The sequence below is a fragment of the Bombilactobacillus sp. ESL1092 genome, assembly GCF_058107465.1.
The window spans coordinates 75287-92676 of the sequence record NZ_CM176594.1 but is presented as its reverse complement, the minus strand read 5'-3'; the positions used below and the strand labels follow the sequence as shown (position 1 = coordinate 92676).

The 17390-nt window shown below is 36.1% G+C and carries 17 protein-coding genes; 12 read left to right on the top strand and 5 right to left on the bottom strand.

Features of this window, described 5'->3' with window-relative positions:
* The 5 genes from pyrR (at window position 1) to AC3B6Y_RS00460 (ending at window position 4962) form a co-directional block, all read left to right on the top strand.
* Window positions 1-534 carry a bifunctional pyr operon transcriptional regulator/uracil phosphoribosyltransferase PyrR gene (gene pyrR / locus AC3B6Y_RS00480; protein WP_489775398.1) on the top strand — a complete coding sequence of 178 codons (534 nt, stop codon included), beginning with the start codon at window positions 1-3 and terminating at the stop codon, window positions 532-534.
* Window positions 515-1606, top strand: a complete 1092-nt coding sequence (locus tag AC3B6Y_RS00475; protein WP_489757969.1) for a carbamoyl phosphate synthase small subunit — start codon at window positions 515-517, stop codon at window positions 1604-1606. Before pyrR ends, AC3B6Y_RS00475 begins: the two co-directional genes overlap by 20 nt.
* Window positions 1603-3975, top strand: coding sequence for an ATP-binding protein (locus AC3B6Y_RS00470; protein WP_489775396.1), 2373 nt, complete (start codon window positions 1603-1605; stop codon window positions 3973-3975). Before AC3B6Y_RS00475 ends, AC3B6Y_RS00470 begins: the two co-directional genes overlap by 4 nt.
* Before the next feature lie 180 nt (window positions 3976-4155).
* Complete coding sequence (locus AC3B6Y_RS00465; protein ID WP_489791126.1) at window positions 4156-4395, top strand: hypothetical protein; 240 nt, start codon at window positions 4156-4158, stop codon at window positions 4393-4395.
* A gap of 45 nt (window positions 4396-4440) precedes the next feature.
* Window positions 4441-4962: a GNAT family N-acetyltransferase gene (locus AC3B6Y_RS00460; protein WP_489791125.1), complete on the top strand. Its 522-nt coding sequence runs from the start codon at window positions 4441-4443 to the stop codon at window positions 4960-4962.
* Between the two features lie 364 nt (window positions 4963-5326).
* Here AC3B6Y_RS00460 and AC3B6Y_RS00455 read toward each other — a convergent pair whose 3' ends face one another.
* Entirely contained in the window at window positions 5327-6571 is a 1245-nt protein-coding gene (locus AC3B6Y_RS00455) for an MFS transporter (RefSeq protein WP_489791124.1), read from the bottom strand.
* A 211-nt stretch (window positions 6572-6782) separates the two neighbouring features.
* Window positions 6783-8504 (bottom strand): Rqc2 family fibronectin-binding protein, encoded by a 1722-nt coding sequence (locus AC3B6Y_RS00450; RefSeq protein WP_489775391.1) that lies wholly within the window; start codon window positions 8502-8504, stop codon window positions 6783-6785.
* A gap of 127 nt (window positions 8505-8631) precedes the next feature.
* Between AC3B6Y_RS00450 and AC3B6Y_RS00445 the strand changes: the two genes are divergently transcribed.
* The 5 genes from AC3B6Y_RS00445 (at window position 8632) to AC3B6Y_RS00425 (ending at window position 11800) form a co-directional block, all read left to right on the top strand.
* Window positions 8632-9501: a DegV family protein gene (locus AC3B6Y_RS00445; RefSeq protein WP_489757974.1), complete on the top strand. Its 870-nt coding sequence runs from the start codon at window positions 8632-8634 to the stop codon at window positions 9499-9501.
* 170 nt (window positions 9502-9671) lie between these two features.
* Entirely contained in the window at window positions 9672-10043 is a 372-nt protein-coding gene (locus AC3B6Y_RS00440) for a hypothetical protein (protein ID WP_489775389.1), read from the top strand.
* A gap of 767 nt (window positions 10044-10810) precedes the next feature.
* On the top strand, window positions 10811-10888 hold the full coding sequence (locus AC3B6Y_RS00435; protein WP_489775441.1) for a putative holin-like toxin: 78 nt from the start codon (window positions 10811-10813) through the stop codon (window positions 10886-10888).
* Between the two features lie 290 nt (window positions 10889-11178).
* Window positions 11179-11544 (top strand): type II toxin-antitoxin system RelE/ParE family toxin, encoded by a 366-nt coding sequence (locus tag AC3B6Y_RS00430; protein ID WP_489775388.1) that lies wholly within the window; start codon window positions 11179-11181, stop codon window positions 11542-11544.
* On the top strand, window positions 11534-11800 hold the full coding sequence (locus AC3B6Y_RS00425) for a helix-turn-helix domain-containing protein (RefSeq protein WP_489757978.1): 267 nt from the start codon (window positions 11534-11536) through the stop codon (window positions 11798-11800). Before AC3B6Y_RS00430 ends, AC3B6Y_RS00425 begins: the two co-directional genes overlap by 11 nt.
* A gap of 261 nt (window positions 11801-12061) precedes the next feature.
* Here the strand turns inward: AC3B6Y_RS00425 and AC3B6Y_RS00420 are convergent, their stop codons facing one another.
* Window positions 12062-13255, bottom strand: coding sequence for a CAP domain-containing protein (locus AC3B6Y_RS00420; RefSeq protein WP_489791123.1), 1194 nt, complete (start codon window positions 13253-13255; stop codon window positions 12062-12064).
* A 77-nt stretch (window positions 13256-13332) separates the two neighbouring features.
* Window positions 13333-14523: a CAP domain-containing protein gene (locus tag AC3B6Y_RS00415; protein ID WP_489791122.1), complete on the bottom strand. Its 1191-nt coding sequence runs from the start codon at window positions 14521-14523 to the stop codon at window positions 13333-13335.
* A 328-nt stretch (window positions 14524-14851) separates the two neighbouring features.
* On the opposite strand from AC3B6Y_RS00415, the gene AC3B6Y_RS00410 reads away from it, so the two are divergent.
* Both AC3B6Y_RS00410 and AC3B6Y_RS00405 read left to right on the top strand, forming a co-directional pair.
* Window positions 14852-15028, top strand: coding sequence for a type II toxin-antitoxin system PemI/MazE family antitoxin (locus tag AC3B6Y_RS00410; protein WP_489757980.1), 177 nt, complete (start codon window positions 14852-14854; stop codon window positions 15026-15028).
* Entirely contained in the window at window positions 15025-15141 is a 117-nt protein-coding gene (locus AC3B6Y_RS00405; RefSeq protein ID WP_489791121.1) for a type II toxin-antitoxin system PemK/MazF family toxin, read from the top strand. The genes AC3B6Y_RS00410 and AC3B6Y_RS00405 overlap by 4 nt, the downstream gene beginning before the upstream one ends.
* Window positions 15142-15589: 448 nt before the next feature.
* Here the strand turns inward: AC3B6Y_RS00405 and AC3B6Y_RS00400 are convergent, their stop codons facing one another.
* Window positions 15590-16987, bottom strand: a complete 1398-nt coding sequence (locus AC3B6Y_RS00400; RefSeq protein WP_489769785.1) for an MFS transporter — start codon at window positions 16985-16987, stop codon at window positions 15590-15592.
* Window positions 16988-17390: the final 403 nt, after the last annotated feature.

Below are 17390 nucleotides of genomic sequence, written 5' to 3'. Positions count from 1 at the left end.
ATGGAAAAAGAAATTGTTGATAGTAAGACAATGAAACGGACTTTAACGCGCATTACCTATGAAATTATTGAAAAAAATAAAGGTGACCAAAATTTAGTTTTAATAGGTGTTAAAACGCGCGGCGCCTTTTTGGCACAACGTATCCAAAATCGTTTACGTCAATTAGAGGAATATGAAGTTCCACAATTTGATTTAGATGTGTCTGAGTTTCGTGATGATGAAAAAAAGACACACGGTGCACCACCCCAGTTTACGGCTAGTGATATTGATAATAAAAATGTGGTTTTAGTAGATGATGTTTTGTATACGGGCCGGACCATTCGGGCAGCGTTAGATGCTATTATGAGTATTGGTCGTCCTGGGAAAATTTCTTTGGCCGTGTTAATTGATCGTGGTCATCGTGAATTACCAATTCGGGCCGATTATGTGGGCAAGAATATTCCAACTTCTCGGCAAGAGGAAATCAAAGTTTCAATGGCCGAAATTGATGATGCAGATGGCGTGGAGATTATCCATGATGACAACCGAAACTAGATATTTAATTTTAGAAGATGGTACAGCGTTTGCGGGGGAAGCCATTGGTGCGCCAATTATTTCTACTGGTGAGTTGGTTCTAACCAATAATATGAATGGTTTTGAGCATGCTATTACTGATCAAACGTATAATGATCAAATTATTGTCTTTGCTAGTCCCATTGTTAGTACATCAGGGATGAATCGGGATGACTATGAATCGATTACGCCTAGTTGTAAGGGTGTAATTTTTGGTAGCGTGGCTTACCCACAGTTGGATAGTAATGATCCTAATTCGCTAAATTCTTTTTTGAAAAAAAGACGAATTCCGGGGATTACCAATTTGGATGTACAAGGTTTAACGCAACATCTACAACAAACTGGTTCCTTAAAAGCTAGTATTATGGACACCGCTGATGAGCATGCTCGTGATCAAATTCGCGCGTTGGTAATTCCCCGAGATCGGGTCAAAACGGTCTCCACTAAGCAACCTTATCCTAATCCTAATGTGGGATTTAAAATTGCAGTCGTTGATTTGGGATTGAAGTTTTCGTTGTTACGTCAATTATCCATTCGTAAGTGTGATTCGGTAATTTTGCCTTACAATACTTCAGCAGCGGAAATATTGGATTTGGCACCAGATGCGGTGTTATTTACTAGTGGTCCTGGTAATCCACAAGAAATTCCGGATACAATTGCCACTTGCCAAGAATTAGAAGGCCAAATTCCGATTTTAGGAGTGGGATTAGGCCATTTGGTGGTGGCGTTGGCGAATGGTGCCGTGGTGCAAAAAATGCGTTTAGGGCATCATGGTTCGAACCTACCAACGCTCGAAATTGCTACGGAGAATATTGAATTTTCAAATCATAATCATAATTATGAAGTTAAATTAACGCCGGCGGCGCGGCGAAACTTCTTTGTGACATACCGTTGTTTGACGGATAATGTCATTGAAGGTTTACGGCATCGCCGCGATCCGACTATGACCGTTCAATTCCAACCTGAAGCCGCTCCAGGCCCTCATGATGCTGATTATATTTTTGATGAGTTTATTGATATGATTAATTCCTTTGTTCAAGGTAAAAAATTATGATGAAAACCATTTTAATTGTTGGGAATACTACCGGCTTGATGACTAATGAAAAGTTAGAACGTGAACGAGCCTTACGCGTAGCAATTCGCTGTTTTAAGCAAGATAGTTATCGAGTAGTTTTATTAACTGAAAATCGTGAATCACTAGCGAACTCTTTAGCGGACGAAGCAGTGATTGTTTATGATGAGATTAATGTTGCAACAATCAAAACCTTAATTAGTGAATATGCGATTGATTTAATCTTTCCAGGCTTTAGTGGAATTAATACACTGAACGTTTTTCGAAGTCTATTAAAAGATGAAGCTTTTCAAGCTAGCACTGTGGAACTTTTGAATTTTAATCAACAAAACTTAACGCTCAGTTTAAGCAAGCGTTCCCTGAATAAATATTTGCAAGATCACGGTTTCCGCTTAATTGAACATCAAAATGTTCAAACCTACCAAGAAGCGTTGGCATTTGCTCAACAGCAGACGTTTCCTGTAATTATTCGTTCTAATACAGTTGAACAAAAAATGCATTGGAATACGGTCAACAATACCAAACAATTAGTGGACTTTTTTCAAGCGGGAATGACGGCTGATGGCTTTGAAATGGAGCGGGGCATTAATAACTTTAAAGAATTAACTTTGGTGACTTTGCGTGATAAATTTGATAATAGTGCTTTGATTTTTTCGTCAGAGGATATGGATCCTATTGGAGTGCACTCGAATGATTCGACCAGTGTGACCCCCGTTTTTTCCATTAATGATGCGCTATTTCAGCGTTTACGCAATGCCGTTTTGAAATTAACTTCACTCTTAAAAATTATTGGTACATGCACTTTTCATTTAGCTGTGGATGAAACGACAGCATCATTTTATGTTCTAGAAATTTCGCCCGTTTTTCGTAGTAAAATCTTACCCTTAATTGCTAGTACGGGTTATCCTTTGTTTGAAGTGATTTGTCAGGTAAGTGTTGGTCAAAGACTGCAAAATCTGACAACTTTAACCAATTATCAGATGAACGCAGCCGTCGAACTAACGCCGAACCATTTAACTGCGCGCGTGCCTATTTGGCAAACCCAAGATCGTAAACAATTGAAAGTCTTGTTAGGACCGCACCAAACTTCCAATGGAGCCATTGTAGTTAATGGTAATAACTTGGAAACTGTGATTATGAAGGCTTTTGCTGGTTTAGACTTACTGCACGATATCTTTTTGAAGCGTCCACTCAAATATTATAGTGATGAGCAGATTGAAGCTGATTTATTTCAAACCAAGGTGCGGCGAGTTTTGGTGATTTGTGAAGCTTTAATACGGGGCTTTGATTTAAAAGAAGTGCAAAGTTTTACCCATTATAACTGGGAATTTTTGCAGGCATTACAACATCTAATTAATTTAGCCCAAACATTGAGGGAACAAAAAGGTAATTTGCAATTGTACGCTCATAGTAAATTGTATGGTTTTGATGATTATTTGTTGGCTAAGTTTTGGCATTTAACATTGAGTCAAGCGCAGAAGTTAACGCAACAATTAGCGATTAACTCGGTGGAACAGCCGACCGCAACTTTATTGGATTTAGCGGCAACTAGTAAGATTAATGGTCATTACAGTACTTTTTTGTATGCGCCACATGTGATGCAACATTATCAAGTAGAAATTGATGGTTATCAAAATTCCGATATGTTGTCTAATTATGAACAAGTTTTGTTAACTCATAATTTGGTTCATTCTTTTCAAGATGATGGTTTTTCAACGGCAATTTTTGGCAATTTGTTAAGCAATGTGGACACTGCAACAACCGTGGATTTTTATTCTGATTCGCGCTGTTTACAGTCACATTTGTATAGTGAACAAAATCAACTGCAATTGCGAATTAATACGCAAGAATTAAGTCATCAAAGTTACCAATTGACTATTTTTAATATTAGTAATTATTTAAAAATTTTACCAAGTGATGCGATTCAAGAAGTTGTCTTTGTTCAAGATCAAGAGCATCATACTTGGCTGTCGTCACCAATTACCACGATTTTTAAACATTTAAGTGCGCGGCGCTTAGAATTAACGTCGGTTCCAGGCAAGCACCGGCCCAACTTAGTTAAGCAAGTTAACCATTATATTAAAACTTTTTTGCCAGATGTTCGTTATGGGACGTTAATTTTGCAAAAGCAACAAGTCATTCAAACCTTGGCTGGATTCACTACTAATATTGGTTTAATTCAACAAATTAATTCGAATTTTGTCAGCAATTTAGGCCACGTTTTGCTCGGAATTAATTCGAATTACGCTAATAAACAGCAAGATTATTTTGGTAGCAAAATCACCTTAATTCAGCAAAAGAACGGCTTATATAGCAGTCGCTTGAGTTACTTTACGTTGCCCAATAAATAATCATGTTCTGTAATCTAGTTTCATTAAATTTGTATGATTTTAGTGCAAATAATCCTTTCAAAATTAATGATTTAATTTTGGAAGGATTATTTTTGTAAAGAAAAGTGTTTTAAAGTTTCGCAAGGAAAGTATAAAGTTACTAGCTTAAAGAAGACACTAGTTATTCCATTAAAAAATGTATTGGGAGCAACGATTGATTCAGGTATCTTAAATGAATTTAAAGGACTTCGCTGTCCAGGAACCAACCTTCCTAATTATGCTGGCGGTACTTATTTAAAAAATAATGAAAAAGTTTTTTTCAATGTCAAGCATTCGAGTCGTCCGATTGTGATTCAATTACAGAATGAGCAGTATTCTAGATTAGTTTTAGGAGTTGACGCTACTGAAAAAACAGTTAATCTAATCAATAACAATATTTAGATATGTGCTTCAGGTTTTAATTCAGAGTAAAGAGAGTTGATGTTAATGTTGATTACAAATAATGGTATTAAACTAAGACACTTCAATGTTTCGGATGCGCAGCAAATGTTTACTAATTGGGCAAGTGACAGTTTTGTGACTAAGTATTTAACGTGGACACCACATCAATCGCAACAAGAGAGCTTAAGACGGATTCAGGCAATTAAAAAGAACGATGATCAATTTATTTGGGGGATTGAATTGCCTAGCCAACAATTAGTGGGTGAGATCTCCGTGGTCCACCTAAATAAATCCTTGAAAATTGCCGAAGTTGGTTATGTTTTAGGTTCTAAATGGTGGAATCAAGGGATTATGACAGAAGCACTGGTTAGGATTAACCAATATTTATTATTAGAACGTAGTTTTAACCGGGTTGAATGTCGCTATGATTTGCGTAATTCAGCTTCGGGAGCTGTGATGAAAAAAAGTGGCATGCGGTTTGAGGGAGTGGCACGCCAAGCCGGAAAAAATAATCAAGGAATTTGTGACGAGGGAATCTATTCGATGATTCAAGCGGACTATAACTAAATTTAGTAATTAATGACAGATCTTTAATACTAGTTATTGTTTCCATACAGTTGCTTTAAATCTTAAACGGACGTAATTTTTTGCTTTGTCCAAATTTTAGCAGCTTCTTTGGCTTCCAAATTGCAGTATCATTTTTTTGTTTCATTACTTTACTTTTATTCTGAGCTCTCCTTATAAAAGTATCATGAAAAGATTTAGATCTTATTAATTTTTGATGTAAAGAACGCCAACAAAAAAAGAAGTGTTTACACGTATTACTTTCAAAATTGTAGTTTGCTTGGAATTTCTTGAAAGTAATAAGCTCAACACTTCTAATATTAAAATAATGATTAAAATAATGTTACACACAAGTTTTAAGTGAAACTTATTTGCTTTGCCGATTGGTGGCGTTTCGCGCAAAGATTAAAACTAAAATAAAGTTTAACAAGATAGTGAAACCGGTAGTCCAAAAAACGGTCGCGTAATTGTAAACGCCAGATAAGGTAGACCCCATCAAAGAACCAATCACTGAACCTAGAGCTTGAAAAGACTGATTGTAACTAAAAATTCGCCCAAAACTAGCAGTCGGACTATTCAAAGTTAAAACGGTTTGGGCTGCTGGTAACATCGCCGCACTAGCAATTCCTAGTAAAAAGCGCAGGGCTGCTAAGACCCAAGGCGAGTTAGTCAAGGCCATTGGTATGAATAAAAGTCCGCCGACAATTAGGCCAACACGCAAAACTTTGATCGGACCAATTTTGTCCATTTCGTGACCAACTTTCGAAGCAGCCAATAATGTTCCTAGTCCGGGTGTAGCGGCAACAATACCCGCAATTAAAGCAATACTATGACTATGGGGCACCATGGATTTAACGTATAGAGAAACGATTGGGTCAATCGACATGGTTGCTGATTGAACTAACATCGTAGTAATGAACATGATGATAATTAATTTTAAATTGGGCAAGGACCGCATAATTTCTTTCATTGGTTGCATTTTTTCACGAGCAATGGGTGTGAAGTCTTCGTGAACCAAAGTCGTTGTTCCCAAAAAGACGACAAACATTAAAAAGCCCGTAATGAAAAATGGTATGCGGTAGCCCCAAATATTACCAAATAAATGACCAAAAAAACTGGATAACGCTCCGCCTAATAACGGACCGATTAAATTGCCTGCAGTTCCGGCGGTCATCATTTGACTCATCACAAGACCACTTTTTTGATGTGGTGTTTCACTAGCGATTAAAGCAGTTGCGTTATTAATATAACCTGAAAACGCCCCCTGAATTAAGCGCATGATGATGATGTATAAGGCATTAGGGGCAAAGCCAATGGCTGAAATGGTGAGTGCCATGACCCCCGAAGCCCGCATACACATTAATTTACGACCCTTGCGATCAGCTAAATTCCCCCAGTAAGGAGAAACAATTGCCTGGGCAATAAAAGTGACAGCAAAAGCTAAACCGGAGTACAAATTGATTTGTAATTTGCTGTAGTGCCCTAGATCAGCAATAAACAACGAGATAAAGGGCATAGTCATCGAATAGCCCATCCCAGTAATAAAGCTGCCTAGCCACAAAGTATAAAACGCTTTGTGCCAGCCAGCAGGAAAGTGCACTGAATCTGCCATGAAAATCTTCCTTCATATTAAAGTTATATAGTTAGTCTATCACATTTGCAATTTTTGAAAAAATTATTATTAATTACAGAAAAAGTGTTTTCCATTTCCCAGTCACATAAACTGATAGCGCTCAAAAATGGTTAATGAGATGTAGATAATCAAAGGCATAATCATCTTTTGTTTAAACGTTAATTAAGTGTTGATTTTTCTACTTTGGCTGCTATTTTAACTGCTTTAAGCGTAAGTGAGGATCCACCAAGAGCGTTTTTTGATCGGTATAAATCACAAAACCTGGTTTGGCGCCATTAGGTTTGTGCACGTGTTTAACTAATGTATAATCAATGGGAACTTTACTAGCATTCGCCCCAGCTTTAGAAAAGTAAGCTGCTAGTTCAGCCGCTTCCAGAATGGTTTGCTCACTAGGAGCTAATGATTCAATAATGACGTGTGAACCTGGTAAGTTTTTGATATGCAACCAGGTGTAGCGTTTATCTGCTAATTTATTAGTCAGGTAATCATTTTGTAAGTTATTTTTGCCAACCCGGATAATAGTTTGATCACTAGCCTGAAAGGCTGCTCCGGATTGGATTTTAGTTTTGCGCTGTTTTTTGCGTGCTTGTTTTTTAATGTAACCTTGTTGAGTTAATTCTAATTGGATATCGGCTAAATCCTGAGGATCAGCATAATTAATTTGCGCCAAAATACCTTCTAAATAAGCAATTTCTACTTTGGTTTGCTCAATTTGCTCATTTAAATGGCGAATAGAGTTTTTGAGCTTTTGGTAAGTTTTAAAATATTGCTGGGCATTCGTTGCCGGGGACTTAGCGGGATCTAACTTGATAGTTAACAGTTGGTTGTTATCATAATAGTTTGGCAATTGGACGCTTTTTTGTCCCCGCTTGACTTGGTTTAAGTAGGTCGTTAATAATTCACCTTGAATGCGATAATCTTCAGCGGATTCGGTTTTGGCTAAATCTTGTTGTAATCGTTTGAGCTTGGTCTGATTTCGTTTTAAATATCGTTTAATTAATTGTAAAATATTGCTAGCTTGTTGGCGCACACGATCTTGCCGGGCACGGTCACGATAAAAGTCATCTAACATTTGACTTAAATTAGTGAAAGTTTGTTGCTGAAAACCGTCCGAAGTCAAGGACACATAGGGCTGAGCAGTAAAAAGCTGACGGTATTGTTTCGTTGCAATTGTTGCTTGTGGTTGATTAAAACCTGCCAAAAAATCCTGCCACACCTGAATTAAGTGGGCATCGTCAGTACTTGCTTGACTACGGGTACTTAATTCCTGAGCACTATTTTTATCAAAGCCTTGAAAATTAACTTGAATGTTGTGTGCTGTTTGTGCAAGATCACTTTGCAAGAGTTGTTGGCCATTTTGTTTGAGCCATTTTTCACGCTCAAAGACATCAAATGGATTGATTTTATTTTGGGCAGGTGGCAAGCGATAGGTTTCTTTAGGCAATAGTTGCCGATAACGGTCTTGAGTAAGATCGACGTGTTTAATCGCATCAATAATTAATTGCGATTGATCATTCACAACAACAATATTACTATGACGATTCATGATTTCGACGTAAAAAGTAATTTCTTGTAAATCACCTAGTTCGTTACGATTCTGAAAGGTTAAGGTTAAAATACGATCATTCTCAATTTGCTGAATTGTTTGTAAAATGGCGCTATCCAATTGTTTGCGTAAAGTCATCACAAAATTACTGGGAGTTTTGGGACTTTGAAATTTGAGCTCCGTTAGTTGAACCCGAGCATAGTTCGGATTAGCAGATAATAGTAGGCTATAATTTTGTCGATGATTGCGGATAGTTAAGATTAATTCTTGGGCAAAAGGTTGTTGGATACGACTGAGGCGGCCACCGACAAGGATGGGGCTTAATTCTTGGACCAAAGCATGGGTAAATAAACCATCAAATGACATAAAAACTCCTTTAGATTGACAAATAAAAGATACTAACTTATCATTTTACACCAATATATTAATTATGGTAGAATGTTCGCTATTAGACTTATCTGATAGTAATCAAATGAAATGGGTGAGGTAGTACATGAAAATTGCCGTCGTAACTGATAGTACTGCGTATTTAACTGCAGAAGAAGCGGCACGCTATAACATTACAGTTGTTTCTATTCCGGTCATTATTCAAGGGCAAGTATATCGGGAAGGTATTGATATCACGAACCAGGAATTTTATGACCAAGTTCGTAATTTAAAAGAACTACCTAAGACTTCACAACCAAGTTTGGGTGAGATGGATCAATTATATGATAATTTAGCTGATCAAGGTTATGAAGCAGTGATTTCGATTCATTTAGCCGCTACAATTTCGGGCTTTATTAATAGTTTAAAGACTTTAGCGGCTACTAAAACAAATATTAAAGTCATTCCTTACGATTCACGGATTACTGTTAAATTAATGGGCTATTTGGCTATGGAAGCTGGGAGATTGGCTCAAGCTGGTGCTAGTCTTACAGAAATTTTGGCACAATTAGATGCTTTACGCGCAACGATTGATGAGAATATTGTTGTTAAGGATTTAAACAATTTAGTTAAGGGTGGGCGCTTATCCAATGCCTCAGCTGTGATTGGGACAATGCTGAATATTAAACCGTTGTTAACATTTGATAATCAATCAGATGAAATTGTGGCTTATGGCAAAGTTCGTTCGGAAAAAAAGGCGTATTTAAAGAGTGAGGAACGTTTTGAAACAGCTTTAAAACAAGCTGATTTTCCGTATCGTTTACTAGTGATTGATGCGAATGATCCGCAAGAAAATGATCGTTGGACTGCGCATTTGCGGCAAAAATTTCCTAATGTCACCATTGAGCAAACTTATTTTGGTCCGGTTATTGGAACACATTTGGGTGAAAAGGCGATGGCCTTAGGCTGGATGAAAGATACTGAAAAAATGAAATAATAATTTAGTCCGGTTATCAGATATAAACTTTTGATTAAAAAAACGATTCGTAAATTTTTAAAATTTGTCTGAGTCGTTTTTTTGTGCTGGTCTTTTTTTAAAGGTAGGAATAAATATAGTTGATTGTGATATAATTTCATTGTAACTGGGATGAAAGGAAGGATTAGCTAGTGAATACTAAAAAATTAAATTGGTTGAGTTGGATTTTGGCTGTGATATCAATGGTGCTGTCTATTTTTAATTTATTACAGCTTCGTAATGAAACTGCTTTTGCTCAAAAGCTAATTTGGCTTAATCTTATTGTAATGATAGTTGTGGTCTTGATTTTGACCTTCTTATTAATTCGTCCAAGTAATACCCCAGTATGGGATATTGTGGTGTCTACATTAATGATCGTCAGTATTGTGACAATTGTTTTTCAAAGTGATTTTACTCTCAAAATGAATTTATTTATTATTGCCGGGATCTTCTTATTGTTAATAGTTACCTTAATTCTCTTAATTGGTTACTATAATCATAAAAAATCTAAATTAAATTCGTAGTAGAGTGTCTATTTTAAACGTTGTACAATTAATTCTAGGCTTTGCTACATTTAATGTTAAGAAAATTTATCATTAAAAATAAGACTATCTTAAAGTTAACAGTCTTATTGTAATTTAAATATGATTAGTTGCTAATTTAGTAACTGTACCAAAGGGATCAGTTTTGCAGCACTGATCCTTTTTCAATGTCGATGAAAAAACAAAATCAATATTCTTACAATCACATCACTGCTGAATGTTTTAAACCTTGATGCATAAGGAACTATATAGTAGTAAAGTTAAATGCTAAGGCGGGGCTATTTCAGAAATGGGGTGGTGCTTATGGTGTAAAAACTGTAAATGCAAAACCAATTGTCTTTGATGATTGCTGTTTTAGAAATTATCTATTTGGCTGTAAAAGCGATTCATGAAATTGTTAAATACAGTCATAGATATTCTAAAATATCGAAATTCAAAGTAAAAAAGAAGCCGGTCTTAGCTCTGTGCAGGAGCTGATGGCTTCTCAATTTTTAAAGTTAAAATTTGAATAGCTGCCGCTTTGGCAACTTTATCTAGGGGATTGGTGTTGTAGCACTGATCCTTTTTCATTACCAATATAACATATTCTTTAGAAAAAATCATTTCCCAAAATTGAGAAGTGGTTCAATCTAGTTCATGTGCTAAAATAGTTAGTGCGATAAGTTTTATGGGCGGTGACTTTTTGTTCTCAAGGCGGTGCTTGCGTATGAGAATACGGAAGAATCAACAGAAAGGACATCCAGTCTTACTTGGGTACCTATCAGGTATTAATGTTAATGATTACTTTTGGCACATTAGTTGCCACAATCATGAACAACAAAAAGTAATAAAAAAATCGTCCTATCATAACTTTGACCAGTTATAGGATGATTTAATATTGTTTTTAATAACTTGTCACCGCCTTTAAAGCGGATCGCTAAGGGATTGGCGCTCTAACACTGATCCCTTTTTCAATATCAATGATAACACAGGCAATAAAGTTTTTGAACCTTAACGTTTTAGCAATAGAAAAGTCTCAAAATTTAATCCATTGTAGAAACATTTAATTTCATAATTTACCTTTAATTAATAAATATTATATATAGTAAAATAAAAACATTAATGATATAATAAGAATATGGAAAAACCAGTATTTGAGTCATATAGACGGCAAAATGGACATGACGAATTTGGGGAATGGTTGAAAAAGCTACCTATATCTGATCGTGCTAAAATTTTGCGAGTTATAACTGATACACAAGATCAGGGCTTATTAATTGCCCAACGTCTTAATTGGGTTAAAAAGATACAAGGTGAAAAGAATCTGTATGAAATCCGTAGTAAAGTATCTACCAATATTCAACGGGTGTTATATTTTCACGCTCACGGGTCTAGGTATGTAATTACTCATGGATTTACTAAAAAATCAGCTAAAACACCTAAGTCAGAAATCAATCATGCAATATCTTTAAGAAAGGAGTTTGAGTCTAACAATGAAAATTAATGATATCGTAAAAGAAGAATTAAAAGATCCAGAATTTGCAGAATCTTATCGTTTGGAAAAAGAACGGTCTGCCAGTGCAATAGCTTTGTATAAAGCCCGTGAAGCAGCAGGATTAACACAAGCTGATCTTGCTGAACGTGCTGGTGTACCACAACCAACTATAGCACGTATAGAACGCGGTGATAATGTAACCTTTGACAAATTAGCTACAGTAGCTCATGCTATGGGTAAAAGACTAGTTGTCAAATTCGAATAGTATTAGATTTTTGAACCTTAATGATTTAGCAATAGAAAAACTGCCTCCGGAATTCACATCATGGATTTGCTGTTTTTGTACCCTTAAGGATTTAGCAATAGAAAAACAATGAAAGGTTCAAATGGAACGATAACTTTGTTTTTGTACCCTTAAGGATTTAGCAATAGAAAAACCTCAAAAATATCCTGACTGAAAACAACAGTTAGGATATTTTTATGTAAACAACAACCTTGCAAGTTATCATGCAAGGTTGTTTGATTGTTAGTGATCATAAACACCTGTTGGGGCTGGACCATTATTATATGCATTAATAGCATCAATATTTGATTGTGTTACGCCTGACTGAGGTGTAGCGAACGTTTGAACAGTAAACATATTTCCTTTATTGTCTGACGCTACGCCTACACCTACTTCTGTGATATAGGGGTTTAACATGTTTCTTCTATGACCATGATCAGGTACGCCGTAATCGTGAAATGCACTACTTGTAGCAGTGATAGCATTTTGCTCTGGTGTAGATTGAATATTATCTTCTCCAATGTTTTCTTCTAGTAATCCAAAGCTATTGTTAGGGTATTCATTTCCGTACCATCCTGCATGGTTATCTAATTGACCAGCATCAGCTAAGCGTTGAGCTCTGGCCATTGAGAAACTAGATAGTTCAGGGTTCTCTTGGAGCGGATTTAAGCCATTCATAGTACGCAAGCGGTTTAATTCTTTAATCATAGCTTGCTGAGTGGCTTGGGCGTCAAATGAGTAGTTCTGACCGGAATTTGAGGAACTTGAAGATGTGTTTGAACCATTACTTGGTGCGTCTGATACCCATTCATTAAATATTGGACTCCAAACCCAATGGTAGCCATTTGTGTCTTCTGGTTTAGTAGAATAGTCTGGAGTAGAACTATTAGTAGCGGTATTAGAACTTGTATTGTTGGCCCCATTTACAGAAAAGTTAGCAACGCCATCATCAGAACTTATCCATTCATGATCATCAATCTTGTAGAAAGTCTTACCATTCACAACTTGAGTTTTGCCAACTTTCCAATCAGAGAAGTTAGGCACTACTCGTTCAGGAATTACTTTAAAGTTATTGTCGTAAAGTGCTGCATATTTAGTTTTAGGAGCAATGGCTCGTACTACATGGTAATTATAGCTAGTTGGGGCAAAGTTATTATAGCTTTCCGAACTAGGTAGCCAAGCGTCAGGTGCAATTTTATACATCTTTTGGCCATTAATGGTTTGAATATCACTAACACGCCAATCGGTGTTAGCAGGAACCACTTGAGCAGTAGCTTTACCTTTTGAATCGTACAGCTGAGAATTAGGCTTTTGAGTAGCAGTAGCTACAGGGTAGTTATAAGAAGCAGCGTTAGCCTTTTGGGCATGTGCTGTGCCACCCAAAGCTAAAGCTAGTAAAGCAGCAGTTGATAGTGAATAAAACTTGTTAAACTTCATAAGAAATACTTCCTCTCAATATTCTTTTTGGTACAAATAAAAGCCTTGTAAGAACTTCTTACAAGTCTAATTGACTGTTAGTGGTCATATACACCAGTTGGCGCAGGTGCGCTATCATCATGGTAATCATTAATTTGATTAATTTGGCTATAATCAATATCTGATTTAGGAGTTGCGAACGTCTGTACTTCATACATGGTTCCTTTATCGTCAACGGCCACTCCCATGCCAATTTGAGTGAAATATGGATCCAACATATTTTTTCTGTGGCCATCACTTGTACTGCCAATTTCATGGAAGAAACCACTAGTAGCAGTGATAGCATTTTGTTCAGGAGTAGATTGAAGAAAATCTTCACCAAGATTTTCAGCTGTTAAAATATAAGTACTGTTAGGACTATATGCTCCTGCATGGTTATCTAATTGACCAGCATCAGCTAAACGTTGAGCTCTGGCCATAGAGAAACTAGATAGTTCAGGGTTCTCTTGAAGTGGATTTAAGCCATTCATAGCACGCAAACGGTTTAATTCTTTAATCATAGCTTGCTGAGTGGCTTGGGCGTCGAATGAGTAGTTTTGACCCGAATTGGAGGAACTTGAAGATGTGTTTGAACCATTACTTGGTGCGTCCGATACCCATTCATTAAATATTGGACTCCAAACCCAATGATAGCCATTTGTGTCTTCTGGTTTAGTAGAATAGTCTGGAGTGGAATTATTAGTAGCGGTATTGGAACTAGTATTGTTGGCCCCATTAACAGAGAAGTTAGCAACACCATCATCAGAACTTATCCATTCATGGTCATCAATCTTGTAGAAAGTCTTACCATTTACAACTTGAGTCTTACCAACTTTCCAATCAGAGAAGTTAGGCACTACTCGTTCAGGAATCACTTTAAAGTTGTTGTCGTAAAGTGCTGCATATTTAGCTTTAGGAGCAATGGCCCGTACTACGTGGTAATTGTAGCCAGTAGGTGCAAAATTGTTATAGCTTTCAGAACTAGGTAGCCAAGCGTTAGGTGCAATCTTATACATCTTTTGACCATTAATGGTTTGAATATCACTAACACGCCAATCAGTATTAGCAGGAACTACTTGAGCAGTAGCTTTACCTTTTGAATCGTACAGCTGTGAATTGGGCTTTTGAGTAGCAGTGGCTACGGGATAGTTATAAGAAGCAGCATTAGCCTTTTGAGCGTGTGCTGTGCCGCCTAAAGCCAAAGCTAATAAAGCAGCGGCTGATAGTGAATAAAACTTGTTAAACTTCATAAGAAATACTTCCTCTCAATATTCTTTTTGGTACATAATTGTTTTGGCAAAAGTGAACTGTCTTTTGCTAGAATTTAGGTTTTGATCCCCCTAAACGAATATAAGTATAGCAAGTTTTAATCCAATTTTCAGCTTAATTTTAGTTTAAATGAAGACTTTAATTTTGAGTAATTTGACTTTTGATTAGAGTTATTAAGTCTAATTCACAAATGAATATCGAATTATTTTGAAGGTAACGATTTAACATTTTTAATGTATTTAATATATTAAATTAAGGGGAAATCTTATAAAATTATTAACCGTTGTTAGAAGAGGCAGCTCCCTGTGCTTGCCTGTTTCTAAAGAAGATTTTAAGTTAGATCAAAAATGGTTACTCGTCTCTAAGAATAATGGTGGCTATGAGTTAGTTTCCAAAATTGAAGATCCATATTCAAATCCGGATTTTGAAAATCAATATGAACCTGACGAATGGGATGACTTAGAATTTGATGAGGACAAAAAATGATGTATCAACCAAGTCAAGGAGACATTGTGTGGATTAATTTTGATCCTCAGAGGGGACGAGAGATTAAGAAAAGACGTCCAGCTTTAATTCTAAGTCGAGATGCTTACAATTAAGATACTGGTTTCATTATTGTGAGCCCAATTACCTCAACTATTAGGAATAACAAGCACGGATATTATCAGTTAAACGGTTATCAAACTAAGGGACAAGTGGTTGTCAGACAAGTTCATTCATTTGATGTTACTGAACATTCTGGCAGAAATATAGAATTCATTGAACATATTGATGATGCTGATTTTTTCCAGATTTCACAGTTGTTTCTATATAACTTTAGCTTTCCATTAGTTAATTAATATTGTAGTTCACATGAGTTGGTGTATTCTCAAGTTTTTAGCAATAGAAAAAAAATCAAAATATCCTGACTGAAAACAACAGTTAGGATATTTTTATGTAAACAAAAACCTTGCAAGTTATCGTGCAAGGTTAATTGGTTGTTAATGGTGCATACACCGTTTGGTGCGGAGAAATATTATTATAGAGTTTTAACATGATAATTGAGATTTAAGCTGTGGTTGAGTGTGGATAATGTTGGCTAATTAAAGTAGATAGTAAGGCAATTATTGCTAAGACTACTAACAAGCCAAAGTCTAGTTGACAACCTTGAGCTGTCACTGCCTTTAATTGTGGAGCAGCAGCTGTTAATTGTTTGGTCGAAATAATGGCGGATAATATCCCTGTTCCTAATGATCCAGCATATTGTTGCAATGTATTAAAAAGCGAGTTCACATCTGGCTTAGCAGTGAGCTCAACGTGTTTGCTAGCGTCTGACATCGTATTGCCATAGCCTAAATTGAATCCTCCACGCATGAAGCAGTAGAAGAAAACAATTAGAGCAATATTTAATTGACCTGTCCAAATGGTAAAGGCTAAGGCACCTACAATAATAGTTAAGTTAGAAATAGTTAGCGGTAAACTAGCACCAAAATGATCATATAAATTACCGGCAATAGGGGCAATGAAAGCGCCTAATAAAGAACCGGGTAATAAAATTAGTCCCGCTAACATGGAATTGGTTCCTAAAACTTGCTCAGATAAAATAGGAATCACAAAGGAAATGCCAATATTAATAAATTGCAAAATAAAGAAATTAATGGCACGATTGGCGATAATTGGATCTTTTAAAATTTTAAAATTTAAAAGTTGATTGTGACTAGTTTTGAGATGCCAGCCAAAACAACCGCCAAAGATGAAAGTGATCACTAAACTAACAAGAAATTGCCAACTAGTAAAGCTGTGTGCTCCTGCTTGATCAAAACTAATAATTAGAGTGACCATTGTCATTGCTAAACTAATTAATCCCAGCCAATCAAACGGCGGTTGATTGTGTTGCGCTTTCACTTTAATAGTTAGCCAACCAGTAATCATGATAAGAATAATAATTGGTAGGACACCAATGAAAATCCAGCGCCAAGAGGTGTAGTTGTTGACAATTCCCCCGTATGTAGGTCCCAATGCTGGTGCAAAAGAAGTAATCATTGTTGCAAAACCGGTATAGGTTCCCATTTTGTAAGGCGGGACACAGGACATAATGATATGAAACAAAGTTGGTGTTGATAAGCCTGTAGCTACTGCTTCAAGTAAACGACCAATCATTAAAAACGTAAAATTAGTAGAACTGGCACAAATTAAAGTTCCGACCAAACACATAACAGTGGCCGTCATAAATAATTTGCGAGCATTAAATCGTTTAATTAGATAAGAAGTGGTACTCATCACAATAGTCACTAAGAGTAAATAACCGGTGGTGACCCATTGAATGATGGCTAAATTAACATGAAATTCCTTCATAAGTGTTGGAAAAGTAACGTTCATCGAAGTTTCGACTAAGATACCGATAAAAGTTAACAAACCAGCTGATAGAATTGCCAGTTTGGTAGACCAGGAAACATTTTGTTTCATTGAAAAATCCTCACTTTAAAAATTAGATACCATATCATTTTAACACGAAGCCTATTTTTGGATGAGTTCAGTTCAAACTCGAAAGTATTCGTAAGCCTAACTTTAAATTATTTTTTATTTTACTACTATTAAGTCTTTTTAGAGCAAAAACTTTAAGAATACGACTATTAGCCAACAATAAGCATAATTAAAAGGTTATAAAAGTGTATAATCTAATCTGAATATTATAAGTTACTTGCGTAACGACGGTGAGTTTTACCTTGATTATAAAATGATCTTGAAGTTAAAAAGTAAAAATCATTTAGTAATCATTGGGAGTATTGTTTTGTTGCTAATATCAATAGTGGATTTATTTATTTCAATAGAAAAAGGGTTGGCTTAGGCAAGAATTAATTCGTAACCT

What these genes read in the sequence shown, in the direction of transcription:
- pyrR (WP_489775398.1), top strand. Translation starts at nt 1, where the DNA reads ATGGAAAAAGAAATTGTTGATAGTAAGACAATGAAACGGACTTTAACG.
- AC3B6Y_RS00475 (WP_489757969.1), top strand. Translation starts at nt 515, where the DNA reads ATGATGACAACCGAAACTAGATATTTAATTTTAGAAGATGGTACAGCG.
- AC3B6Y_RS00470 (WP_489775396.1), top strand. Translation starts at nt 1,603, where the DNA reads ATGATGAAAACCATTTTAATTGTTGGGAATACTACCGGCTTGATGACT.
- AC3B6Y_RS00460 (WP_489791125.1), top strand. Translation starts at nt 4,441, where the DNA reads ATGTTGATTACAAATAATGGTATTAAACTAAGACACTTCAATGTTTCG.
- AC3B6Y_RS00455 (WP_489791124.1), bottom strand. Translation starts at nt 6,571, where the DNA reads ATGGCAGATTCAGTGCACTTTCCTGCTGGCTGGCACAAAGCGTTTTAT.
- AC3B6Y_RS00450 (WP_489775391.1), bottom strand. Translation starts at nt 8,504, where the DNA reads ATGTCATTTGATGGTTTATTTACCCATGCTTTGGTCCAAGAATTAAGC.
- AC3B6Y_RS00445 (WP_489757974.1), top strand. Translation starts at nt 8,632, where the DNA reads ATGAAAATTGCCGTCGTAACTGATAGTACTGCGTATTTAACTGCAGAA.
- AC3B6Y_RS00430 (WP_489775388.1), top strand. Translation starts at nt 11,179, where the DNA reads ATGGAAAAACCAGTATTTGAGTCATATAGACGGCAAAATGGACATGAC.
- AC3B6Y_RS00425 (WP_489757978.1), top strand. Translation starts at nt 11,534, where the DNA reads ATGAAAATTAATGATATCGTAAAAGAAGAATTAAAAGATCCAGAATTT.
- AC3B6Y_RS00420 (WP_489791123.1), bottom strand. Translation starts at nt 13,255, where the DNA reads ATGAAGTTTAACAAGTTTTATTCACTATCAACTGCTGCTTTACTAGCT.
- AC3B6Y_RS00415 (WP_489791122.1), bottom strand. Translation starts at nt 14,523, where the DNA reads ATGAAGTTTAACAAGTTTTATTCACTATCAGCCGCTGCTTTATTAGCT.
- AC3B6Y_RS00405 (WP_489791121.1), top strand. Translation starts at nt 15,025, where the DNA reads ATGATGTATCAACCAAGTCAAGGAGACATTGTGTGGATTAATTTTGAT.
- AC3B6Y_RS00400 (WP_489769785.1), bottom strand. Translation starts at nt 16,987, where the DNA reads ATGAAACAAAATGTTTCCTGGTCTACCAAACTGGCAATTCTATCAGCT.